This window comes from Parabacteroides sp. Marseille-P3160 (genome assembly GCF_900162725.1).
Classification (GTDB): domain Bacteria; phylum Bacteroidota; class Bacteroidia; order Bacteroidales; family Tannerellaceae; genus Marseille-P3160.
Genome location: NZ_LT799418.1, coordinates 3,070,443 through 3,095,211, shown reverse-complemented (window position 1 = coordinate 3,095,211; position 24,769 = coordinate 3,070,443). Strand labels below are relative to the sequence as shown.

The following is a 24,769-nucleotide window of genomic DNA, read 5'->3' as shown; positions in this document are numbered from 1 at the left end:
ATTTTAATTATTGATTATAATAAGTGAATGTTGTTTTGTTCGCAGATTTTTATTTGTTCTTCCGGCCAGATGGAGGCTTGTACCTCACCGACATGGGCTTTTTTCAGGAAAAACATGCAAAGCCGGCTTTGGCCGATCCCGCCTCCGATAGACTGGGGGAGTTCCCCGTTTATGAGAGCCTTGTGAAATTCCAGTTCAACCCGCTCAGGGCATCCGCACAGATCCAGTTGCCTTAGCAACGCTTCCTTATCCACCCGGACTCCCATGGAAGAGAGTTCAAAAGTACAGTTTAATATATCATTCCATAAAAGAATATCTCCGTTTAAACCAAGGTAACCATCCGAATTCGGCGTACTCCAATCATCATAGTCCGGGGCACGACCGTCATGCTTTTCCCCATTGGACAATACTCCTCCGATTCCTATAACAAAGACCGCTCTATAGTGTTTCGATATTTTTTCTTCACGTTCCCGCGGGGTAAGCGAAGGAAACATCTCCAGCAATTCTTGGGAATGAATGAAAGTGATATCATCCGGTAATGAGGGAGTGATATGCGGAAATACATCATACACGATATATTCTATCTCTTTCAGTATAGAGTAGATCTGACGGACGGTTTTTTTCAAATAGTCGATCGTACGGTCTTCCGTACGGATTGATTTTTCCCAATCCCATTGATCTACATATAAAGAATGCAGATTGTCCAACTCTTCATCGCTCCGGATAGCATTCATGTCGGTATACAGTCCATATCCCGGGGGGATATCATAGAAACCTAATTTCATCCGTTTCCATTTAGCCAGCGAATGAACTACCTCTGCCTGCCTGTCTCCCATGCATTTAATTGGAAATTTGACGGAACGTTCCACGCCGTTCAAGTCATCGTTCACACCCGTTCCCGAGAGAACGAATAGCGGTGCCGTAACACGACGTAAGGATAATACTTTTGTTAGTTTCTCCTGGAAACTGTTCTTTAATAGCTTGATCGCAAGTTCTGTTGTTTCCGGAACCAAAGTGTTTCTGTACTTTTGGGGAATAATTAATGACATAATTTTTGTTGTTGCTTGTTGTTTGTTTTATAGAAAGCCGGCAGCAGCTTTTCGCTGCTGTCCGGCGGGTCTTTTTAAATATTAATAATTATAAGCCGATTCACCATGTTCGTAAATATCCAAGCCTTCTTCCTCAACTCTTGGAGCCACACGGATCCCAATGGTTTTATCGACGATGAAGAACAGGATGAAAGTCATTATGGCGCTGAAAGCGACGGAAGCAACGGTGGCAATTACTTGTATCCACAATTGATTCCAGTCTCCGTACAATGCGCCCTGTACTCCTCCTTCGCCTGAGATCGCCTGCGTAGCGAATACGCCGGTCAGGATAGAGCCTACAATTCCTCCGATACCGTGAACACCGAAAGCATCCAACGAATCGTCATATTTCAGTTTCGGTTTAATATAGGCTACCATCATAAAGCAAACGAGGGAAGAAATCGCACCGATAAAGAAAGCTCCCAATACATCGACGGTACCTGCCGCAGGAGTGATAGCGACCAATCCCGCGACGGCTCCCGTACAGAAACCGACTGTCGTAGGTTTTTTATGGAGAAGCCAATCGATGGACATCCAGACTACGGCAGCAACCGAAGTGGCCAGATGAGTTACCAGAAAAGCATTGGCAGCCAGTCCGTCTGCAGCCAGTCCGCTTCCGGCATTGAATCCGAACCAACCTAACCAGAGGAAGGCTGTCCCGATAAATACAAAGACAACATTATGAGGTTCGCCGGAGCGTCCGTTTTTGTAGTCTTCTCTCGGACCCAACAAAAGGCACATGATCAGTGCGGATATACCGGCATTAATATGCACGACCGTACCTCCGGCAAAATCGATTGCACCCATTTGCTGCAGCCAGCCGCCTCCCCATACCCAGTGCGCCATCGGGTTGTAGACCAAGATCGTCCAAAGAATGGAGAAAAAGAGGAAGCCGGTGAATTTCACCCGTTCGGCAAAAGCTCCGATAATCAAGGCCGGCGTAATGATTGCAAACATACATTGGAAAAGAGCGAATAATATTTCAGGAATATTGCCGGCCGTCAATGTATTTATGGTCAATCCGTTTAGAAAGACCTTATCGAAACCGCCGATAATTGCCCCCCAAGGACTATTGGACTCCATAAAGGCCGTCCCGAAAACCCAACTGTATCCGAAGGCAATCCATAGGATAGTGATAACCCCGACCAGAATCGAGCATTGCATCACAATGCTCAGTACATTCTTCCGGCGTACTAATCCGCCGTAGAACAGAGCCAATCCGGGTATTGTCATCAGCATGACTAGGATGGTCGCCACAATAAGCCATGCCGTATTTCCGGAATCGAGCGTCGGAATTTCGGCTGTCACTTCTTCCATCGTTATCGCTGTTGTATCTTGAGCAAATATTGCCATCGAGGTCGCAAAGATAAGGAATAGTATAATTGAAATATATCTCGTAAATCGTAGTTTCATGACTTTTTACTTATTAAAATTCAATATTCTTTTATTTTTTTATATCGTATAATGAAATATCCCCTCTTTCCCCGGTACGAATTCGTATGGATTCGTCTACCGTTGAGATGAAAATCCGGCCGTCTCCGATTTCTCCCGTCTGGGCTTCTTCCAGAATAGCTTGAATTGTTTTTTCAACATTGATTTCCCGGACTACAATGGTCAGCATAATTCGTTCGATAGAACTCGTATCGTAAACGATGCCTCTGTATATCCTTTCCTGTCGTGTTTTGCCGACTCCCCTTACGTCCCAGTAAGAGAACCATTCGATGTCGGCAGCCAGAAGAGCTGCTTTTACCTCTTCAAATTTGCTTCTACGAATAATCGCTTCAATCTTTTTCATTCCTTGTTCGTTTTTATGAAAGTAAATAAAGGAAGTATAGAGTTATCGCCATGCATGAAAGTTGCGGTATAACATTCTATAATCAAAGACAGAGCAACAAACTCTATACTATCCTTATGCTGTTCATTATTTTTTACCATTACAAACTAATCCCAAATACGAAATATACATTGTCTTGATTCGGTGCTACAATTACCTGCGTAAAAACGGGTAAGGCAAACGAATCGGTTAGTTGGATTGACTTGGAGGCTTTTATCGAAAGCATCGAGAGGACAAAACCATCAGTCCCGGCTTTATGATATAGACCAGTCCAAGGAGAGACTCCGGCAGACGCCGTTACATTTATGCCTTTTACCGAAAAATCGTATGCGGCTTCGACAAATGTAGAGTAATTGCGATCTCCGTTATCGTCTTTATCTCCATCCATTCCAAACATTGTATTCCAAGTTAAAGTTAACGGCAAGCTTTCGCCAAAGCTATACCCGATTGTCCCTTCCAAAAAATGGCTTTTCTTATAGTGTCCGTATGGAGCACCTTCTCCCGACCACCAATAATCCGTAACTGCCAGTTTCAACCCGCTTGCCGTATATCCTAACGTTACATCAAACTCTTTCGGTAGGGTTGAAAAGTCGGATGTGTTGGTTAATGACATTAAGGTCGTTGATCCCCACGCGGATAAACTAATACCTTTCCAACTAATGTCCAAGCCCGGTTGTATCGAAGCTCCAGTTTGATGTACGCCTCGCCAGACGTATCCACTTACTATATCGGCCGATGGGGTTAGTGATATACCCTCGTTCGCTTCTTCTTCTTGAGCAAAAATCAAATTTGAAAACATGAGTGAAACCATAGTTCCCAGTAAAGCTCGCTTGCTTACTTTTTTCATTTCATAGTATGATATTACGTTAAAAAATAAAACAGTTCTCCCGTCTTTACCGGTTAAGACCTTGGAATAAACTATTCCTTACAACCACTTTTTAAGCCTGGCCATGGCTTCCAAAGTATCTTTTCTTTCCCCAAAGGCAGTCAATCTCAGATAGCCTTCGCCGCTCGGTCCGAAACCTACTCCGGGCGTACCGACAATACTCACTTCATATAGCAGCTTGTCGAAAAACTTCCAAGACGACAACCCGTTTGGGGCCTTGATCCATAAATACGGTGCATTATCACCGCCGAACACTTTCAATCCACATTCTTGAATACCTTCTTTCAGTATTCTGGCATTTGTCATATAGTAATCTATATTCTCTTTTACTTGTATGGCTCCTTCGGGAGTATAGATCGCTTCAGCTCCACGTTGGGTTATATAGCTTGTTCCATTAAATTTCGTACATTGGCGACGATTCCATAAATGATTCAGCGGTACCCGCTCACCTGCTAACGTAAAACCGTTCAATTCTTTCGGTACTACGGTATATCCACATCTCACGCCTGTAAACCCTGCCGTTTTCGAGAAACTTCGGAATTCGATCGCGACCTTCTTGGCTCCTCTTATTTCATAAATCGAATGAGGTATATCCGGATCCTGAATAAAAGCCTCATAGGCAGCATCAAATAAAATTAGAACATTATTTGCCAAGGCGTAATTAACCCATTGCTTCAGTTGGCCTTTCGTAAGTGAGGTTCCTGTCGGATTATTGGGATAACATAAATAAAGAATATCCACTTTCCGGTGAGGAAATTCCGGGACGAAATGATTTTCTTCGGTGCAAGGGATATATACCACATTACTCCATTTCGAACCGTCCGAATCACCTGCCCGTCCACTCATTACATTAGAATCGATATAGACGGGATAAATCGGGTCGGTTACTCCCACGCTGTTATCATGGCGAAGGATATCTCCGATGTTTCCCGTATCGCTTTTTGCTCCGTCGTTGATAAAGACCTCTCCGGGATCGAGCGTCACACCGCGGCTGGCATAATCATTCTTAATAATCGCGTCGATCAAAAAAGAATATCCTTGTTCCGGGCCGTACCCGCGGAATGTTTGCTGGTTTCCCATTTCATCCACCGCCTTATGCATTGCTTCGAGGCACGCTTGGGGTAGAGGGCGTGTTACATCGCCGATGCCCAAACTTATCACCCTTTCTTTCGGGTGTGTAATCTTATATGTTTTTACTTTCTTCGCAATATCTGAAAACAGATAATTACTGGATAATTTCAGAAAATTTTCATTAATCAATGCCATGTCCTATTGTTTGTTGCCTTGTGTTTTGTCATTTTTGCTTTTCTATGCTATGCTTCTATGCTCCCTTCGAATACCGTGACGGCGCCGCCGGTCATAAATACGGGAGATGTATCGGAGGGCCATTCAATGGTAAGGGGGCCTCCGTCCATGTGTACGATCGCTTTCCGGGCCGTTTTGCCGTTGATAACCCCTGCCACTAAGGTGGCGCATGCTCCGGTTCCGCAGGCTTGTGTAATGCCTGATCCTCGTTCCCAGACGCGCATACGTACTTCATTCTCATTCAGGACTTGTACGAATTCCACGTTCGTACGGTCGGGAAAAAGCGGATGGTGTTCTATGCCGGGCCCTACTTTGGGCAGGTCTACCTGCATTATATCATCAGTAAAGATGACATAATGAGGATTCCCGACCGAAACGATGGTTCCTTTGTAATGCTTTCCTCCGGATTCTACTTCTACGTCTTTTCCTTTTACCGCAGGCTCCCCCATGTCTACGGTAACGGTCGAAACTTTTCCGTCTTCAATCTGTAATTGTAACTTTTTGATGCCGGAAAGCGTTTCGAGAGTGACTTCCTTTTTTGTCGTCAGTCCTTTTTCGTATACATATTTTCCTATGCATCGGGAAGCATTACCGCACATAAGTGCTTCCGAACCATCCGCATTAAAAATGCGCATGCTAAAATCAGCTATATTTGATATACCTATTAAAACCAATCCGTCGGCTCCTATGCCTGTATGGGAAGCACTCCATTTAATGGCCAACTCTTCAGGGCTATCAAGAGGGAATTCTATCGTATTGACATATATATAGTCATTTCCTGCCCCTTGCATCTTTGCGAATCTTATTGGCTTTCCCATTTGCTATTTGTTTTTGTTCTCGTGTTGACTATTTGTTTTGTTCTTTTACAAAAGTATGTCTTTTTGTATTTATGGCAATGAAAATTGAATATTTTTTGATAGAAAAAAATATTAATTTTAGAAAGTGGGGATTTTATACACTTAATGCTATTGATTTGATATTAAAAAAGGCGTTTTTGTAATACATTACAATTAAATTATTTTCCGATGAAATTTGAAAATGTTATTTTTTAGTGATAACTTGTTTTTTGCCTTCTCGATACTGCTTATTTGGTCTATCACTATGTCAAAATGATTGATCTTTTTATTTTTTAGCATTAAAATGTGTAATCGGTTTTGGAGGGTCGTTTTGAATTTTACCGGACGATTCTTATAGTTAAACGCGGGCTAAGTATCGCAAGTCGAATCAAGGCCTCTGCCTTATGATAAGCTTGCCGGGAGGAATAAAATACCCGAACGTTCCACATCTGTCGGCTCACAGTCGTGAAACGCGCTATCCTATACTGATTTTCATAAGAGAGTATACCCTCTGTCGCATTCACTGCACAGCAATTGAGTGTTCGACGGCAATGAAACACGTGTTCTACAGCTGTGAAACACCTGTTTGACGGCTGTAGAACACGTGTTTTATAGCTGTAAAACACCTACTCGATTGTAGTTTAATGATTTTAATTGACTACATCTTCTCTAACTTGTAAGTTAGGTTGGCTTGTTTATTACTTAGTTATAAATCACGTTGACTCGTTTTGTACTGTCAGCTGAGGCACAAGCATCATCCAGCAACTTCTTGCCTACCGGTAATTCTGAATGTACTATCGTAATTAACTAAGCCCTTCGATTTTCCCGTCTACCAGGTCTATTTTTGTTGCTTGCGGTACTTGGGGCAGTCCGGGCATACGCATGATGTCGCCCATGATCACGACGATCATCTCCGAACCGTTATTTAAAATCAGATCACGCACGGTTAATTCGAAATCCCGGGGGACGCCGACCGCTTTCGGGTCGGATGAGAAGGAATATTGTGTTTTGGCAATGCATACGGGATAGCGCGCGGCTTCGGGCAGGCTTTCTATCTGCTGCAATTTCTTTCCTGCGGCAGAGGTATAATTGACCGATGATGCGCCGTAGATCTTCCGGGCTACCTTTTCAATCTTTGTCTTTATCGGATCTTCATCGTCGTAGGTAAAGCGGAGCGGGGAGGGGGTGCTTTTTTCAACCGTCTCGCTCACTAACCGGGCCAATTCGATCGCTCCGTTTCCCCCTTGGGCGTACACGTTATTCAGGGCGAAGCCGATTCCTTTCCGGCGACAGTGCTCGGCTATCAGGGCAATCTCTTCGTCCGTGTCGGTCGCATATTTATTGAAGGTAACGATTACCTTTTGCCCGAAACCCTGGATATTATCGATGTGTTTGTCCAGGTTGGGGATGCCCCGGCGTAAACCTTCCAGGTTTTGCTCCTTAATCTTGTCTTCCGGTATACCGCCATGCAGTTTCAGGCTCTGGGCCGTGGCTACCAATACCGTCAAACAGGGGGTAAGTCCCGCTTTCCGGCATTTGATGTCGAAGAACTTCTCCGCTCCCAGATCGGCGCCGAAGCCGGCTTCTGTAATGACATACTCCCCATAGGTCAGCGCCATGCGGGTAGCCAGAATCGAATTGCAGCCATGGGCTATGTTGGCGAAGGGTCCCCCGTGGATAATAGCGGGCGTATTTTCCGTTGTTTGCACTAAATTGGGTTGCAGGGCGTCCTTGAGCAATACCATGATAGCGCCGGCTACTCCTAAGTCATCGACCGTAAAAGGTTGCTCGTCAAAGGTATATCCAAGGATGATATGGCCGATCCGCCTCCTCAGGTCGTCCGTGTCGGAAGCGAGGCAAAGGATGGCCATGATCTCGGAGGCGGGGGTGATATCGAATCCGGATTCACCCGGTATGCCGTTCAACGGGCCTCCCAGGCCGGTGACGATACTTCTCAGGCTGCGGTCGTTGACGTCCAGTACGCGTTTCCAGCGTATTTCTTTCAGTCCCTTTCCTTTGCCCCGGTTCTGATAAATATAGTTGTCCAATAAGGCCGCGATCATATTATGGGCGGAAGTAACGGCATGGAAATCTCCGGTAAAATGGAGATTGATATTTTCCATTGGCAGCACCTGTGCATGTCCTCCTCCGGCAGCTCCTCCTTTCATCCCGAAGCAGGGGCCCAAGGAAGGTTCGCGCAAGGCGATCAGTGCTTTTTTGCCTATTTTATTTAATCCCAAACCAAGTCCGATTGAAACGGTCGTCTTTCCGACACCGGCTTTGGTGGGGGTGATAGCGGTAACAAGAATCAAATGATGCCGGTCGATCTGTTCGGGTTTTATCAAATGAATCGGTAACTTCGCCATATATTTTCCGTAATGCTCCAATTCATCGATGGGGATATGGATTTGTTGCGCAACTTCGTCGATTTTCCGTAACGTCACTTCTCTTGCTATTTCAATATCTGATTTCATATATATTATTAACGTATATTCTTCTTTTATTATTCTCTGTCTCTTTTCTGTGGAATGAATCAATCGATCGGCACGTCCTGCCATTTGCCTTGCACTAACTCCCGGGTGGAGCCGTATCCCGCCGCCAGGAGCAATTCGAAAGCTTCCTTCCGCCCGTCATTAACCAGGTCCGGATAATGGCAATCGGAATTGACCATGACAGGTATGTTCCTTTGCCGCAGGCGGGGAAGGTATTCGGCCCGGGGGAATGTCTGCCGTTTCCGGGTCAGGTTTTTTGTATTGATCTCTACCATCAATCCTTTTTCTGCGATCAAATCGAGATAGGAGTTGAAGGGCCGTTGATACCATTCGGCTTCAAAATTGAAATCAGGGTTCAAGCAGCTGTTCATGTAGATTTTATCCAGATGTCCGACGATGTCGATACCTCCCGATTCCACCATTCGCATGGAGGATTCGAAATATTGGGCGACCAGGCGGCGCACGCTTCCACCGTAATGTAAGCGGATTGCCTGCTCCAACTCGGCGTACGGGCCGTCGATCGTAACCACATGTCCGGGGGATAAAGGAAGGGCTACGGGAAGGAAATGGACGGATCCGATCCGGTAATCCAACGGCAAATCCCGGAAATAGGAAACGGACGGGTTGTAAGTCTCGTCCAGGTAATCTATTTCCAACCCGATATAAATCTCTATCCGGTCTTTATACTTTTGTTTTAGGCGACCGATCTCCGTCAGGTAATCGGGCATGTCCTCTTTCGACATGTTCCAGAAGGTTTCAAACGGGAGTGGGGAGTGGGAAGAAAATCCATAGGCCCTGAAATGATGCGCAAGTGCAAATTTGATAAATTCTTCAGGATAACTGCGCCCGTCGCAAAAAGTACAATGGCTATGGTAATTACTCAACTGCATAAAATCCGTTAAATCACTTTTAATTCCTTGCCGATCTTGATGAAGGCTTCGATCGCCTTGTCCAGATGAACTTGTTCTTGTCCCGCCGATAATTGTACCCGGATGCGCGCTTGTTCTTTAGGGACGACCGGATAGTAAAAACCGGTTACGTAGATCCCTTCTTCCTGCATCCGCGCAGCAAAGACCTGCGAGAGTTTGGCATCGTAAAGCATAACGGCGCAGATGGCCGACTGGGTCGGCTTGATATCGAAGCCGGCAGCCAGCATCCGGTCGCGGAAATAGGTGACGTTATTCGCTAATTTCGTATGTAATTCATCACTCTCTTTAAGTATCTTGAAGGCTTCGATGCTGGCTCCGACGATACTTGGCGCCAATGAGTTGGAGAACAGGTAGGGGCGCGAACGCTGGCGGAGCAGATCGACGATTTCTTTCCTTCCGGTTGTAAAGCCGCCCATGGCTCCTCCGAAGGCTTTCCCTAAAGTGCCGGTAAAGATGTCCACTTTCCCGTACACGTTGAAGAGTTCGGCCACTCCGTGTCCCGTAGGCCCGACAACTCCTGCCGAATGTGATTCGTCCACCATGACCAAAGCGTTGTATTTATCGGCCAATGTGCAGATCTTGTCCAATGGAGCGACATTCCCGTCCATCGAAAATACGCCGTCGGTAGCGATGATCCGGTAGCGTAGCGACTGGGTTTCCTTTAAGATACGTTCCAGGTCGTCCATGTCCGCATTCGCATAACGGAAGCGTTTGGCCTTGCAAAGGCGGACGCCGTCGATAATGGAAGCATGGTTCAGCGAGTCCGAGATGATTGCGTCTTCTTCCGAAAAGAGGGGCTCGAACAAGCCGCCGTTCGCATCGAAGCAGGCTGCATATAAGATTGTATCCTCTGTCTTGAAATAATCGGAGATCGCTGCTTCCAATTGTTTATGCAGGTCTTGCGTTCCGCAGATGAAACGGACGGAAGACATGCCGTATCCATGCGTATCCATCGTGTCTTTAGCCGCCTGTATCAATCGTTTGTCGTCCGAAAGTCCCAGGTAGTTGTTCGCACAGAAGTTTAGTACCTTATCCCCGGGCTCGACCTGTATGTCTACTTTTTGCGGCGTTGTGATCACCCGCTCGCCCTTGTATAATCCGGCTGCCTTGATATCAGCTAATTCTTTTGACAAAAAGTCCTTAAATTTTCCGTACATCGTTTTTTTATTTTAGGTGTTTTATTTACAGTCTTTCTTCTTTGATTTTACAGGAACAAAGGTCTTCTTTTTTTTTGAAACGAGAGCCAAAAAGAGGGTGAAATAGTCTGAAAACTGTTTTATTCTCTCTACATTTGCAGCGGATTTAAAGTCTCTTTTATGAAGAATGTATTAGTTATTGGTTCTACGGGCCAGATCGGTTCGGAGTTAACAATGGAACTGAGAAAGCGTTACTCAGGAAATATCGTGGCGGGACATATCCCCGGCGCGGAACCGAAGGGTGAATTATTGGAAACCGGACCTTCCGCCGTCGTGGATATTACGAACCGGGAACAAATAGGAGAGGTCGTCTCCCGTTATCAGGTGGATACGATTTATAATCTGGCCGCCCTGCTTTCCGCAGTGGCCGAAGCCAAGCCCCAACTGGCTTGGAAGATAGGCGTAGACGGTTTGATGAATGTATTGGAGGTCGCGCGTGAAAAGAAATGTGCTGTCTTCACTCCGAGTTCCATCGGGGTATTCGGTGAGAATACTCCCAAGGATAAGACGCCGCAAGACACGATTTGCCATCCTCGTACGATGTACGGAGTGACCAAAGTTTCGGGTGAGTTGCTGAGTGATTACTATCATCTTCGTTATGGAGTAGATACCCGATCGGTTCGTTTTCCCGGGCTGATATCTTATGTAACGCCTCCCGGAGGAGGTACGACGGACTATGCAGTGGATATCTATTATGCCGCTGTCCAGGAGAAAGTTTTTGAATGTCCGATTGCCGCCGGCACTTTTATGGATATGATGTATATGCCGGATGCATTGCACGCGGCTATCCAATTGATGGAGGCCGATCCTGCCCGCTTGAAACACCGGAACTCGTTCAATATCGCTTCCATGAGTTTTGCCCCGGAGATTATCTATCATAAGATTAAGGAGAAGCTACCCGATTTCAGGATGGTTTATAACGTCGATCCGTTGCGACAGGCCATCGCCGAATCCTGGCCGAATTCGTTGGATGATTCCTGTGCCCATGAGGAATGGGACTGGAATCCAGTCTATGATCTGGACGCAATGACCCGCGACATGCTGGACAAATTAGGGAAAAGAATGGGGAAAAGTACTGCTTCCCTCTTTGCCCACCAACATTGATCCGGATCCGGAACAAATAAAAAAGGCCGGACTTCAAAGCCCGGCCTTTTTCGCGCAATCTTGTTAGTATAGTATAGTACAGTATTAATATCTGCTACCAACGACATTCCAGTCGATGATTTTCCAAAGCTCATTCAAGTGATCTCCCCGACGGTTTTGATAATCCAGGTAATAGGAATGTTCCCATACATCGAATCCCAAGATAGGAGTTAATCCTTTGGTTACAGGATTGCCTGCGTTTTGTTCTTTGGTGATGAATAGCTTGCCCTCTTTGTCTTTGGAAAGCCAAACCCAACCTGAACCGAAAAGTCCGACACCGGCTGCAACAAATTCTTTCTTGAAGTTTTCAAAAGAACCGAATTCTTTTTTGATTGCCTCTGCCAGTTTGCCGGTAGGTTCACCTCCGCCTTTCGGTGAGAAAGAGGTGAAATATATATTATGGTTTAATACCTGACCTGCGTTATTGAAAATAGCGCCATCCGATTCCTTTACAATTGTTTCCAAGTCCGCATTTTCAAACTTGGTTCCGGGAATAAGGCCGTTTAAATTGTTGACGTAAGTCAATAAATGTTTTCCGTGATGGAGTTCTACTGTTTGTTTACCGATAACGGGCTCCAATGCATCCGTTGCATAAGGTAATGTTACTAATTCAAATTTCATTTTTTTTTCGTTTTTATCGTTTATATTCGGATTGTCGTTCACAACTGTTGTATTCAGCAGTAATAAACTAAGACATAATGCTATCATAATTTGTTTATTATTTGGTTTCCTTTTATAGTTAAAACAGCATTTCTTTTCTATTTGTTTATATTAAACGTTGATTATATTATAAATTTTATTGATGGGCTGTATTCCCGGGTGAATATAATGCTTTTGCCAATCGATAATAAAGAAGTCTGGAATTATTCGTCTTCTTATTCTAATAAGTTTGTACTTTTGCCCGTCACTGGATGATTTAAATTAAAACATTTTGCATAAATGGTTAAGAAAGTAGGCAATTTAATTCCAAATGCCTTTTTTATTACAAAAGGGAGTGGAGAATCTGATTTGGAAAAACATGCAGGTTCCTATCATATGGCTCTTTACGATGCCGGTATTGCTGATTTTAATATCATGACCTATTCGTCGGTCATTCCGGCAACCGCCCATTTGGTGACGGTGGATGAGATTGATCTTCCTCCTTTCGGATCAGAGTTGAAGACCATCATGGCCGTTTCGCACGGTTATCAAGATGAATTTGTTTCGGCCGGGATAGTCTATGCCTGGATGTATAAGGATGAGGATTTCGACGAGAAAGCCGGAGGGCTGGTTTGTGAAGTGAGCGGACGCTACAGGATAGAAGAGTTGGAATCCAGACTGATACGCGTTATCAATGATTTGCATCAAAAGACCTATCATCAGTATTACCTGGGAGAATTAAACTTTATAACGGAAGGCATCACGGTTGAAAAAAGATACGGGACGGCATTGTCTGCGCTTTGTTTTATCGATTTTATCGTGCCTGAGATCCAGGAATAGGATAAAATAAGTCCGCTGATTTTTGGAATAAGGGGTATTTTCTTTACTTTGCAAAACAAATATCAGTTAATAAGAAATAAGAATAACCCATGCGTATAGGTCGGCGCACATAGATGCGCTTGATATTCCTATACGTTATAATAAGTAAAACAAACAATTGGAGAAATTTAGAAATATGAGAAAAGTCATAGGAACGACAGGCGTATTGCTGTTATCCCTAATGGAGGCGACGGCCTGTACCAGTCTGCTGGTAGGGCGGAAAGCCTCGGTGGACGGGTCGGTAATGATTAGTTATGCGGCGGATTCGCATGCTTTATACGGTGAGTTGTATCATTGGCCGGCAGCTACATGGCCCAAGGGAGCCTTGTTGGATGTCGTGGAATGGGATACCGGTAAGCCTTTGGGCAAGATTCCGCAAGCAGAGCAGACTTATAATGTGGTCGGCAACATGAACGAACACCAGGTCGCGATCACGGAGAGTACTTTCGGAGGCCGGCCGGAACTGGTCGATACCACCGGGATCATCGATTACGGCAGTTTGATCTATATCACCCTTCAGCGGGCGAAAACCGCCCGCGAAGCCATCCGTATCATGACGGATTTAGTAAAAAATTATGGTTATTACAGCGGCGGAGAGTCTTTCTCGATTGCTGATAAGAACGAAGCCTGGATCATGGAGATGGTAGGAAAAGGCGTTGGAAACAAAGGCGCCCTCTGGGTAGCTATCCGCATCCCTGACGACTGTATTGCGGCGCATGCCAACCAATCCCGAATCCAGAAAATCCCTTTCAACGATAAAGAGAATTGCCTTTATTCGCCGGATGTGGTCAGTTTCGCCCGTGAAAAGGGCTATTTCAAAGGAAAAGACGAGGACTTCAGTTTTGCAAAAGCCTATTGTCCGTATGACTTCAGCAGTTTGCGGGGCTGCGAAGCGCGTGTCTGGTCTTTTTTTCGGAGATATGACGATTCGATGTCTAAGTATGAAGCGTTCATCCGGGGAGATGCCAGCAAGGAGCCGATGCCGCTCTATATCAAGCCGGACCGTAAGCTATCGGTGCAGGACGTACAGAGTGTCATGCGGGATCATTATGAAGGGACGAGCCTGGATATGACGAAAGACGCCGGGGCGGGCCCCTATAAAGTGCCTTATCGCTGGCGTCCGATGACTTTCAAGGTCGACGGGCAGGAATACGTGAACGAGCGGGCGATCGCAACGCAGCAAACCGGCTTTGTTATTGTCCCGCAGATGCGTAACTGGCTGCCGGATGCGCTGGGCGGTATCCTTTGGTTCGGGACGGATGATGCCGATATGGCTGTCTTTACACCTGTGTATAGTTCCTCGGTCGCCATTCCGGAAAGTTACCGCGTAGGAAACGGAGACTTGCTAACATTCTCCTGGACTTCCGCCTTTTGGATCCATAATTGGGTAGCCAATATGGCATACGGTAAATACAGTTATATGATCAAGGACATTCGCAAGGTACAGCAGGAATTGGAGGATGCCTATCAGCAGGCAGTTCCGGCTATTGACAAGGCTGCTGCCGGGCTTTATGCCGAAAATCCCGCCGAGGCGGTCAAGTTCCTTTCCTGGTTCAGTACGACGACCGCCGACCAGGCGACTGCCCGTTGGAAACAGCTTGGGGAATACCTTCTGGTCAAATATATCGACGGCAATGTGAAAAAAGAAGAAAACGGCAAATTTAAGCGGAATCCTTACGGATTGCCGGTTTACCCTGATTTCCCGGGATATGATGAAGCCTATTACCGGAGTATTGTGCAGAGTGCCGGTGAACGATTGAAGGCCGAATGATGTTTATTAGTAAACAACTTTTTTGAGTATAAACAAAAACTTAATGGTATGAAAAAAATTTTTATTGTTTTCTCGCTCGTAATGATTGCTTTTGGCGCTTCAGCCCAAAAGCAAGGGCTTTCTTCTATCGGGCTTAGCATGGGATACGGATTTGATACCGAGAATGCAACATTGGGGATTGATTATCGATATAGCATTACGGATGAATTCCGTTTTGCCCCTTCCTTGACTCACTATGTGAAGAAAGACGGTTTGAGCGCTTGGTCAATCGATATGAATGCGCATTATGTGGTACTGTTGAGCAATCAGTTTGCCTTTTACCCGATTGGCGGTTTGAGTTTATCTTTTTGGGATTTTAAATGGAATGACAATACCACTTATACCCGTTTCGGCGCCAATATCGGTTTGGGCGGCGAGGTCTACGCCACTCCCGAATTGACCGTGGGGCTGGATTTAAAGTATCATATCATCAAAGACTTTGACCAAGCCCTCTTTGCGGTTCGTGTAGCCTATAATTTCTAAAGAAGAGTTTTATCTACTTAGTTTTTTCATGGACGGCGTCAGGCGGTTTTCGCCTGCGCCGTTTTTTATTGTTTCCCTGTCAAAAGATAAATCGGGAATGCGCTGATAAAAAGTTAGCAGGCAGGAATAAGAACAAAGGCGAGGGGGATGCTTATCGTTACCATAGAGAGATTATCGGTAAATAAAAAACCTTCGGGAAGCTTTTTTCATATCAGTATGACAGATAAAGGGGGAAGAGAAGAGGAGTATGAGATTAATTTTTTATTTTTGTATGCTGAATAAATTTTGCATATCAGAATAAATGAGATACATACAAACGAATGGAGGTTGTTGCAGCATGTGCGTCAAAGGATGTTGCAAAAAACATAAAGATAAACTGGAAACCTATGATTGGCTTTGTGACGTGCCGGATGCCGAAGGGGCAACGGATTATGTGGAAGTACAGTTTAAAAATACCCGTAAGGGGTATTATTTGAATAGCGCGAAGATCCCGCTTGAAAAGGGAGATATCGTTGCAGTGGAATCGAGTCCGGGGCATGACATCGGGACAGTCACGCTGACCGGTAAACTGGTACTCCTGCAGATGAAGAAAAACAATGTGCGCGACACCACTGAGATTAAAACCATCTACCGCAAGGCCAAACCGGTCGATCTGGAAAAGTACGAAGAAGCGAAAGCTAAGGAACATGATACGATGATCCGTTCGCGGCAGATTGCGGCTGACTTGAAGCTGAACATGAAGATCGGGGACGTGGAATACCAGGGAGACGGTAATAAGGCGATCTTCTATTATATTGCCGATGAACGCGTAGACTTCCGCCAACTGATAAAAGTGCTTGCGGATGCATTCAAGGTGAGGATCGAAATGAAACAGATCGGCGCCCGCCAGGAGGCTGGACGGATCGGTGGAATCGGCCCTTGCGGACGTGAACTCTGCTGCTCGAAATGGATGACAAACTTTGTATCGGTGGCTACGAATGCCGCCCGTTACCAGGATATTTCGATGAATCCCCAAAAGCTGGCTGGACAATGCGCCAAACTGAAATGCTGCATCAACTTCGAGGTGGATGCCTATATGGAAGCTCAGAAGAAACTTCCGCCCCGGGATGCCGTCCTGGAAACAAAAGATAATACATATTTTCATTTCAAAACGGATGTCTTTAAGCAGGAAATCAGTTATTCCACAAACCGCGCGTTTGCCGCCAACCTGGTGACCATCTCTGCGGAAAGGGCTTTGGAAGTGATCGATTTGAACAAGAAAGGGACAAAGCCGGTCGCTTTGGATTCCGACGCCAAACCCCAGGCTAATCACCGGGAGACGCATGATCTCTTGGGACAAGATAGCGTGACGCGTTTCGACAACCTGAAGAAGAAAAAGAAAAAAGGGAACACGAACAATAATAATAACAACAGGAAGGAACCTGCCGAACAACCGGTAGCCACCCAGGGCAAAGAGGCAGGCGTCCATGCCCCTAAGATTGTGGCTCCCAAGGTCTTCAACGGCACACAAAATAGCAAAGAACGGGAAGAAGCGCCCGGAAACAAGGCGGCTAAAGTAAACCGCCCTCCCAGGAATGATAATAACCAGAGTGGTAAAAATAACCGGAACAGAAACCGGAACAAGAAGAACAAACCACAGGCAAACTCTTCGAACAATGACAAGCCGCAAGAGGATAGGAATGCAAATCCGGAAGTGTCTCCCAGGGCATAAGGCAGGGGTAGCCCTTCTGCTTGCCTTGTTCTTTGCCTCGTGCGGCTCGCCTTTTGTTTACGACCAGTACCAGGTTATCGAGGGGACTTCATGGGATAAGGAAAAGATTTATTATTTTACTTTTGATATTGAGGATCCTTCCGTTCCCTACGAGATTACGCTGGAGATAAGGAATAATAATTTTTATCCCTACCAGAACCTATGGTTATTTATCGGGGAAGAGCGTCCGATTGGCCCGATGGTACGGGATACGATTGAGTGCTTGCTGGCCGACGAATTCGGTAAGTGGAAAGGAAGGGGCATCACCCTTTTTGAATTTAGCTACCCTTTGCGTAAAAAGTACGTGTTTCCCCATTCCGGACGGTATACGCTGGGCATCCAACAGGGCATGCGTGACCAACGCCTTCCCGGTATCGAGGAAATAGGAGTAAGGGTAGAGGTGGCAAAATGACGGCTACCGTTCCCTGCGCAAGGCGTCGATGCGAAGGAAGACGAAAAGCAGGATGGTGAATCCCCAAAGAGAGGATCCTCCATAGCTGAAAAAGGGAAGGGGAATGCCGATTACGGGGCTCAGGCCCATGACCATCCCGACGTTAATCGTCAGGTGAAAGAGAAATATCGAGGCCACACTATATCCGTAGACCCTTCCGAATGCGCTTTCCTGCCGTTCTGACAGCACAAACAGGCGGATGATGAAGGCGCCATAAAGCAGCAGTACAAATACGGAACCGACGAAGCCGAATTCTTCGCCGATCGTACAGAAGATAAAATCCGTATCCTGTTCCGGGACATATTTCAGCTTGGTTTGTGTTCCGTTCAGGAAGCCTTTTCCGGTCAGACCGCCTGATCCGATCGCGATCTTCGACTGATTAACGTTATAGCCGGCGCCGCTCGGGTCGTCTTCCAATCCCAAAGATACTTTGATACGCATTTGCTGGTGCGGTTCCAACAAGTCGTCAAATACATAATCGACGGAATAAAGGAAACCGACGGATAGGGTGGCGAACAGGGCGATCAGGGCGTAATGCGGCATCAGGTTTATTACCGACAGGAAAACGAGATAGAGAACCAGCGCTCCGATTAATCCCAGAAGAACCCAGGCGAAGTTGACCGGATAAAAGAATGAAAGCGCTCCTGCGATCAGGAGGACGCCCGTGATTCCTATCAGGATAATCCGGATGGCCGGCCTTCCCTTCCTTTCGATCAATACGAGTAAGGTAGAAATCAAAAGGATTAGTGATGAAACAATGAGTTTACCCATCGGGGTGATGCCGATAATGGCATCCGAAAATTTCAACTCCACGATGAAAAAGACAATCGCACAGATGCCGGCCAATAAGATATAGCCGGACATTCCTTCCCGATACAGCATGAAGAAAAAGGCGAGGAAGACAAGTGCGGAACCGGTCTCTTTCTGTAAAAGGATACAGCACATCGGGAGGAGAATGAATGCTATTGTGAGCGCAAAGTTACGGGCTGTATTCAGTACAAAGCCGTAGGTGCTCATCCATTTGGCCAAAGCCAGAGCGGTGGCGAACTTGGCAAACTCGGCCGGCTGTATGTGTACGGGCCCTAATACGAGCCAGGAATAGGAGCCTTTGATATCTTTCGCCAGAAAGATGGTCGCGATCAACAGCAGGATTATAATAGCATAGATGACATAGGCGTAGACCTCAAAAAAACTCTTCTCCAGCATGAGTATGATGAAGATGAGAACGAATGACGTGGCGATCCACAACATTTGCGATCCGGGACGCCCATTGGGGTCGAAGAATGAATTACTGTCGAATTCATAGCTGGCTCCACAGATACAGAACCATCCGGTTACTATCATCAGCACGTAAAGCAGGATCGTGAACCAGTCGACTGTTTTCCAAATGGATGTTCTATTATCGTAATACATAATTCGGCTCTATAACGGTGTTGATTACTTGCTCTTCCAGATACCGGTTCTCTTCCGCGACTTCTCCCTTCAGGTACTTTTCGATCATCAACTTTCCGATCGGCACAGCGACAGTCGCTCCGAACCCGGCATTTTCGACGAAGACGGCAATAGCTACCTTGCTGTTCTCATACGGAGCGAAGCCCATGAAAATGGAGTGGTCTTTCCCATGCGGATTCTGCGCCGTACCGGTCTTTCCGCAAACGGAAATGTCCGGCAGGTTTGCCGCCCGGCAAGTCCCTTCCGTGACGGCCCTTCTCATTCCATCGGCTACGGGGTAGTAGTACCGCGATTCGATGGTCGTATTTCTCTTCTCCGTGTACTTTGCTTCTAGCGTAGTATCCTCTATCTCCTTTACCACATGGGGCGTGATAAAATAACCCCTGTTGGCGATCGTCGCCGCCAAATTGCAGATCTGCAATGGAGTCGTCACGATTTCCCCCTGACCGATGGCAGTCGATATGATGCTGCTGGAATTCCAGCGCTTATTATGCATGGTGTCATAGACTTTGCTGTTGGGAATATATCCTCTTCTTTCCGAAGGCAAATCGACGCCCAGCCGGTATCCGTAACCCATGGATATAATATGGTTTTTCCACACTTCAAAGGCTTCCTGTACGCTCTGGTACCTTCTCCGATTGTCCAGCATGTCATGCAGTCCCCAGCAAAAATAGGAGTTGCACGAAGTAGCCAGGGCCGCAATTAAGTTCAAGGGGGAAGCATGCGAATGGCAGGCCGGTTTGCCATGAAGGTAAGGATAGCCATGATTGCAGGTATACAACGTCTGGGGGGTAATGATGCCTTCCTGCAGGAAGACCAGAGCCTGGGCCGGTTTAAAGGTAGATCCCGGAGGATAGTAGGCCATGATGGAACGATCCAGTAATGGTTTACGGGTATCTTTTTCCAGAAGCATGTGGTTTTTTCCCCTCTCTTTCCCTACGAGAATGGAGGGGTCGAAGGTTGGAGAGGAGACCATACATAGAATTTCTCCTGTTTCCGGTTCGATCATCACGATTCCTCCCAGTTTATTCGCCATGAGTTTTTCCCCGTAGGCTTGCAGTTCCTGGTCGATTGCCAGCTTGATATTTCTGCCCGATACCGGCGGCCGGTCGTATTTCCCGTTTTCGTATTTTCCTTTGATCCTCCCGTGTACGTCACGAAGAAGTATTTCCACTCCCTTTTCGCCCCGCAATATTTTTTCATAGGAACGTTCTACTCCGGCTCTTCCCGAATAGTCGCCAATGCTGTAGTAAGGCTCTTCCTCCAGGTCTTTTCGGTTTACTTCCCCGACGTTGCCCAACACATGGGCCGCATTCGGGAAACCATATTCGCGTACGGTACGGTTTTGGATGTAGAATCCCGGGAATTTATACAGCTTTTCCTGCAATACGCCATGCTCGGCTGTTGTCAGGTGGTTCATAAAGACCTGGGGAGTATAAGAGGAATAGTTCGGATTGAGCTTTCTGTTTTTAATATTCTCAAATCGCTGAATCAATTGCTCTTTCGTAATGTTAAGCGTCGAACAAAAATCAAGCGTATCGAAAGGCTGTACCTCCCGCATGATCAACATGACGTCGTAAGCCGGCTGGTTATAGACCAAAAGTTTGCCCTTACGGTCATAGATGGCCCCCCTGGACGGGTAGAGCGTTTTCTTCAGGAACGCATTGCTGTCCGCCCATGCTTTGTAATCGCTGTCGATGATCTGCAAGTAAAACAGTCGTACTATAAACAAGAGAATGACAAGAACGACTGCCCCCGCAATGACATAAAAGCGGTTGCTTAATGTATATTTCGAATCAAAATTCTCCACTTCGTTTGGCCCCGATATTAAATGCTTCGACAATACAAATCAGCAAGGTACTTAAAAAAATACTTGCCGCAATCCGGAGAAGAAGGAATAGCGGGTCAAAGAGTGTAAGGGATTCAATAAAGAATAACATAAGATGATGAATTGCCACTATCGCTATTACGTAGCGAATGAATCCTCCCACACCGAACAGGCGGTAAGAGGGAACTGCTTCTCCGGGGAGTTCATCCCCCTTGAAAAAACGGATCAACGGGGCACGTACGGCTCCGGCCAGTGTGCAGGCGGCGGTGTGCATGCCCGGCGTATTAGAAAAGGCGTCGATCACCAGTCCGATCAGAAAGGAAAGGAATACCACTTGCGTACGATGCGTCCGGATCGGAAGCTTGATGATAAAATACAAGTAGATAAAAGGGGTTGCGATCCGGAATAAATGAATATTATTCAGAATCAATACCTGAATCAGTACAAATACGATGAAATTGAAGGTTCCTGTCAGTATGTGTTTAATCATTTTTCTTCGCCTCCTGTTCGATACTGATTTGTTCCGGACGCCGGTAATTTTTAATGATACGGACATTTTTCAATGTCCAGAAATTGGTTGCCAATTCCACTTTGAGCGAGTAGAAGTCGTCATTGTATTGTTGGGCATCAGAAGCAATCCTTCCCACCATTAACCCGGGAGGGAAGACGGCGGAATAACCGCTGGTAACGACCGTATCTCCCTTACTGAATTCGGCATGCCTCGGCAATTCGTATAAATAGGAATGCCGGGCATCCCGCCCGTTCCAGTTCATCGATCCGAAATAGTTCGTCCGTAGGAGCTTGCAGCTCAAACGGAATTTCGGATTAATTAACGGCATGACTACGGAATAATGCTTGTTGGCTACCGCAATGACTCCGATTACCCCTTCGTCGGAAACAACCCCCATGTCAGTAAAGACGCTGTCCTCCGTTCCCTTGTCGATCGTAATATAATTATTCAGTTGGGCCGCACTGTTGGAGACAACTTCCGCTGAGATAAATTCAAAAGGAAAGACTTCTGTCGAATCGGGCACATATCCGGCAAAATGTACGGTATCGGCCATTATGGCTTCGATCTGGTCTTGCAATTTCAGCAATTCAAGCTCCAAGGTGCCGTTCCGTTCCGATAAAACCTTGTTCTCCTCATAGAGGTTCAGGTAGGAACGTACCGATCCTGCAATCGATCCAATTTTTCCGGTAAACAGATTGGCTGAACTTAAGATTATATTCCTTTGGTACGCATTATTTCGATAAATGAGCGTGAAGGAGATGATCTCAAGAAATAAGAATAAAAACCAATGCCTTTTCCTTACGAGGAAATCAAGCAATTTGCGCATAGTATCTTACAGACATTGTCAGCCCATCCTCCGGAAGGCCGTAATTTATTTGGTAAAGACACTGCCGGTAAAGGCAGTGTCCGCAGAATTACCTGATTAAAAACTTAAACTTATCGATATTCTTCAGAGCGACACCCGTTCCTTTGGCAACGGCGTGTAACGGATCTTCCGCCACATGGAACGGTATGTTGATCTTGTCTGTCAGCCGTTTATCCAAACCTCTGATCAAGGCGCCACCACCTGCCAGATAGATTCCATTGCGAACCACATCGGCATATAATTCGGGCGGCGTTTGCTCCAGAGCGCTCAGTATGGCAGCCTCCATTTTTGATATGGATTTCTCCAGACAATGGGCGATTTCCTGATAGGAAACCGGTACTTCCATCGGCAACGCGGTCATTTGGTTAGGCCCGTGTACGATATAATCTTCCGGTGGGTTTTCTAAGGTGGTCAGCACGGCGCCTACATTGATTTTTATCTGTTCGGCCGTGCGTTCGCCTACCTTTACGTTATGCTGGCGGCGCATATATTCCATAATGTCCGCCGTCAGTTCGTCCCCGGCGATCCGGATAGATTTGTTGGAGACGATACCTCCCAAAGAGATGACTGCAATTTCAGTCGTTCCTCCGCCTATGTCTACAATCATATTTCCTTCGGGAGCCTCCACGTCGATGCCGATGCCGATAGCGGCTGCCATCGGTTCGTAAATCATATATACATCACGTCCTCCGGCATGCTCGGCGGAGTCGCGTACGGCGCGTAGTTCCACTTCCGTACTTCCGGACGGTATGCAAACAACCATTCGGAGGGAGGGAGAAAACCAACGGTTTTTCGGGTTCATCATCTTGATCATCCCCCGGATCATTTGTTCCGCTGCATAGAAATCCGCAATCACGCCATCTCTCAGAGGACGTACGGTACGGATATTTTCATGCGTTTTGCCATGCATCTGGCGCGCTTGTTCTCCTACAGCCAGCACCTTGTCGGTACGTCTGTCGAGGGCGACGACGGAGGGAGCATCTACCATAATCTTTCCATTGCAGATTATAATGGTATTCGCCGTTCCTAAGTCCATCGCTATTTCTTGAGTGAAAGAAAATAGTCCCATCTTTCTTGTATTAAAACATTAGTGTTTAAAATGACGAATGCCCGTCTTCACCATACTAAGCCCGTGTGCGTCGCAATATTCGACGGATAGGGAGTCTTTGATAGAGCCACCGGGTTGGATGACTGCCGTGATACCTGCCTTGTCGGCTATTTCAACACAGTCGGGGAAAGGAAAGAATGCATCCGAGGCCATCACGGCGCCTTGCAGGTCGAAACCGAACGAGTGCGCTTTCTCAATGGCCTGCCGGAGGGCGTCTACGCGGGAAGTCTGTCCGATTCCGCTGGCACAGAGTTGTTTGTCTTTTACCAGCGTAATGGCGTTGGACTTACTATTCTTTACAATCTTGTTGGCAAATAATAAATCTTCCACTTCCTTCGGCGCCGGCTGTCTGTTGGTCATGGCTTCCAAGTCGTTTTCCGTTTGGATGCTCAAGTCTTTGTCTTGTACCAACACGCCGTTCAGGATTGAACGGTATTGAATGGAGGATGTCTTTGCCTGTTTACGGGTAAGGATGATCCGGTTCTTTTTCTGCATCAGCACCTCCAGTGCATCCGTCGTATAATCCGGAGCAATGATCACTTCAAAGAATATCTTATGGATTTCTTCGGCCACTTCTTTGTCTATCATTTCGTTGGTGATCAGGATGCCTCCGAAGGCCGAAACCGGATCACCGGCCAGGGCGGCGCGCCATGCCTGTAGGATGGTCGGGCGGGAGGCGATCCCGCATGCGTTGTTGTGTTTCAGTATGGCAAAGGTCAATTCGTCGAACTCGTCGATCAAACTAACCGCCGCATCGATATCCAGCAGGTTGTTGTAGGAAATTTCTTTCCCTTGCAATTGTTCGAAAAGACGGTCGAACTGGCCGTAGAAGATTCCTTTCTGATGAGGATTTTCTCCGTAGCGCAGGTTTTTCGCATCATCAATAGCGACGCGAAATGCACTGCCTGCCTGCCTGTCGAAATAGTTGAAGATGGCCGTGTCATAACCGGAAGATACGGCAAAAGCTTCTTTCGCGAACCATTGGCGATCCTCTAAAGTCGTATTGGCTCCCTTTTCCTCCAGTAAGTGAAATAACGGTTGATATTGCGTTTTGGAAGCGACGATTATGACATCCCTGAAGTTCTTGGCTGCTGCACGGATCAGTGAAATTCCGCCGATATCGATCTTTTCGATGATAGACGCTTCGTCCGCTCCGGATGCTACCGTTTCTTCAAACGGATATAAGTCGACAATCACTAAATCAATTTCCGGTATCTCGTAGGTTGCCAATTGGCTTTTGTCTTTTTCATTCTCACGGCGGGCAAGGATTCCACCGAACACTTT

General features: G+C 46.4%; 22 protein-coding genes. 6 read left to right on the top strand and 16 right to left on the bottom strand.

What is annotated here, in order from left to right; genetic code table 11:
• Positions 1-14: 14 nt before the first annotated feature.
• The 9 genes from asnA to kbl form a co-directional block, all read right to left on the bottom strand.
• A complete protein-coding gene (asnA, locus tag BQ8014_RS12325) occupies positions 15-1,049 on the bottom strand; it encodes an aspartate--ammonia ligase (protein ID WP_080904614.1) in 1,035 nt (344 codons plus the stop codon).
• An 81-nt stretch (positions 1,050-1,130) separates the two neighbouring features.
• Positions 1,131-2,441 (bottom strand): ammonium transporter, encoded by a 1,311-nt coding sequence (locus BQ8014_RS12320; RefSeq protein ID WP_369808829.1) that lies wholly within the window; start codon positions 2,439-2,441, stop codon positions 1,131-1,133.
• A gap of 91 nt (positions 2,442-2,532) precedes the next feature.
• On the bottom strand, positions 2,533-2,883 hold the full coding sequence (locus BQ8014_RS12315; protein WP_080904612.1) for a P-II family nitrogen regulator: 351 nt from the start codon (positions 2,881-2,883) through the stop codon (positions 2,533-2,535).
• Positions 2,884-3,022: 139 nt separating this feature from the next.
• Complete coding sequence (locus BQ8014_RS12310) at positions 3,023-3,769, bottom strand: TorF family putative porin (protein ID WP_080904611.1); 747 nt, start codon at positions 3,767-3,769, stop codon at positions 3,023-3,025.
• Between the two features lie 78 nt (positions 3,770-3,847).
• Entirely contained in the window at positions 3,848-5,074 is a 1,227-nt protein-coding gene (locus BQ8014_RS12305) for an LL-diaminopimelate aminotransferase (protein WP_080904610.1), read from the bottom strand.
• A gap of 47 nt (positions 5,075-5,121) precedes the next feature.
• Complete coding sequence (gene dapF, locus BQ8014_RS12300) at positions 5,122-5,931, bottom strand: diaminopimelate epimerase (RefSeq protein WP_080904609.1); 810 nt, start codon at positions 5,929-5,931, stop codon at positions 5,122-5,124.
• An 821-nt stretch (positions 5,932-6,752) separates the two neighbouring features.
• Positions 6,753-8,423: a formate--tetrahydrofolate ligase gene (locus BQ8014_RS12295; protein WP_080905952.1), complete on the bottom strand. Its 1,671-nt coding sequence runs from the start codon at positions 8,421-8,423 to the stop codon at positions 6,753-6,755.
• Positions 8,424-8,482: 59 nt separating this feature from the next.
• Positions 8,483-9,331: a histidinol-phosphatase gene (locus tag BQ8014_RS12290; RefSeq protein WP_080904608.1), complete on the bottom strand. Its 849-nt coding sequence runs from the start codon at positions 9,329-9,331 to the stop codon at positions 8,483-8,485.
• An 8-nt stretch (positions 9,332-9,339) separates the two neighbouring features.
• A complete protein-coding gene (gene kbl, locus BQ8014_RS12285; RefSeq protein WP_080904607.1) occupies positions 9,340-10,527 on the bottom strand; it encodes a glycine C-acetyltransferase in 1,188 nt (395 codons plus the stop codon).
• Between the two features lie 159 nt (positions 10,528-10,686).
• Between kbl and BQ8014_RS12280 the strand changes: the two genes are divergently transcribed.
• Positions 10,687-11,670: an NAD-dependent epimerase/dehydratase family protein gene (locus tag BQ8014_RS12280; RefSeq protein ID WP_080904606.1), complete on the top strand. Its 984-nt coding sequence runs from the start codon at positions 10,687-10,689 to the stop codon at positions 11,668-11,670.
• Positions 11,671-11,754: 84 nt separating this feature from the next.
• On the opposite strand, the gene BQ8014_RS12275 is transcribed toward BQ8014_RS12280, so the two are convergent.
• Positions 11,755-12,417 (bottom strand): superoxide dismutase, encoded by a 663-nt coding sequence (locus BQ8014_RS12275; RefSeq protein ID WP_080904604.1) that lies wholly within the window; start codon positions 12,415-12,417, stop codon positions 11,755-11,757.
• A 231-nt stretch (positions 12,418-12,648) separates the two neighbouring features.
• Between BQ8014_RS12275 and BQ8014_RS12270 the strand changes: the two genes are divergently transcribed.
• The 5 genes from BQ8014_RS12270 to gldH all read left to right on the top strand — a co-directional run bounded on the left by BQ8014_RS12270 (position 12,649) and on the right by gldH (position 17,682).
• Positions 12,649-13,188: a pyruvoyl-dependent arginine decarboxylase gene (locus tag BQ8014_RS12270; RefSeq protein WP_080904603.1), complete on the top strand. Its 540-nt coding sequence runs from the start codon at positions 12,649-12,651 to the stop codon at positions 13,186-13,188.
• A 175-nt stretch (positions 13,189-13,363) separates the two neighbouring features.
• Positions 13,364-14,998, top strand: coding sequence for a dipeptidase (locus BQ8014_RS12265; protein WP_080904602.1), 1,635 nt, complete (start codon positions 13,364-13,366; stop codon positions 14,996-14,998).
• Positions 14,999-15,046: 48 nt separating this feature from the next.
• Entirely contained in the window at positions 15,047-15,520 is a 474-nt protein-coding gene (locus BQ8014_RS12260; protein WP_080904600.1) for an outer membrane beta-barrel protein, read from the top strand.
• 337 nt (positions 15,521-15,857) lie between these two features.
• A complete protein-coding gene (locus BQ8014_RS12255) occupies positions 15,858-17,231 on the top strand; it encodes a PSP1 domain-containing protein (RefSeq protein ID WP_080905951.1) in 1,374 nt (457 codons plus the stop codon).
• Positions 17,200-17,682: a gliding motility lipoprotein GldH gene (gene gldH / locus BQ8014_RS12250; RefSeq protein WP_234998036.1), complete on the top strand. Its 483-nt coding sequence runs from the start codon at positions 17,200-17,202 to the stop codon at positions 17,680-17,682. The genes BQ8014_RS12255 and gldH overlap by 32 nt, the downstream gene beginning before the upstream one ends.
• A 3-nt stretch (positions 17,683-17,685) precedes the next feature.
• On the opposite strand, the gene rodA is transcribed toward gldH, so the two are convergent.
• The 6 genes from rodA to purH form a co-directional block, all read right to left on the bottom strand.
• Entirely contained in the window at positions 17,686-19,134 is a 1,449-nt protein-coding gene (rodA, locus tag BQ8014_RS12245; RefSeq protein WP_080904597.1) for a rod shape-determining protein RodA, read from the bottom strand.
• Positions 19,121-20,983, bottom strand: coding sequence for a penicillin-binding protein 2 (gene mrdA / locus BQ8014_RS12240; RefSeq protein WP_080904595.1), 1,863 nt, complete (start codon positions 20,981-20,983; stop codon positions 19,121-19,123). Before mrdA ends, rodA begins: the two co-directional genes overlap by 14 nt.
• Positions 20,970-21,491 (bottom strand): rod shape-determining protein MreD, encoded by a 522-nt coding sequence (gene mreD, locus BQ8014_RS12235; protein ID WP_080904594.1) that lies wholly within the window; start codon positions 21,489-21,491, stop codon positions 20,970-20,972. The genes mrdA and mreD overlap by 14 nt, the downstream gene beginning before the upstream one ends.
• On the bottom strand, positions 21,484-22,338 hold the full coding sequence (gene mreC, locus BQ8014_RS12230) for a rod shape-determining protein MreC (protein ID WP_080904593.1): 855 nt from the start codon (positions 22,336-22,338) through the stop codon (positions 21,484-21,486). Before mreC ends, mreD begins: the two co-directional genes overlap by 8 nt.
• A gap of 88 nt (positions 22,339-22,426) precedes the next feature.
• The gene (locus BQ8014_RS12225; protein ID WP_080904592.1) at positions 22,427-23,446 is read right to left on the bottom strand and encodes a rod shape-determining protein; all 1,020 of its coding nucleotides are present in this window, start codon (positions 23,444-23,446) and stop codon (positions 22,427-22,429) included.
• Between the two features lie 18 nt (positions 23,447-23,464).
• Positions 23,465-24,769: bifunctional phosphoribosylaminoimidazolecarboxamide formyltransferase/IMP cyclohydrolase (gene purH, locus BQ8014_RS12220; RefSeq protein WP_080904591.1), on the bottom strand; the 1,305-nt coding region annotated here is incomplete at its 5' end.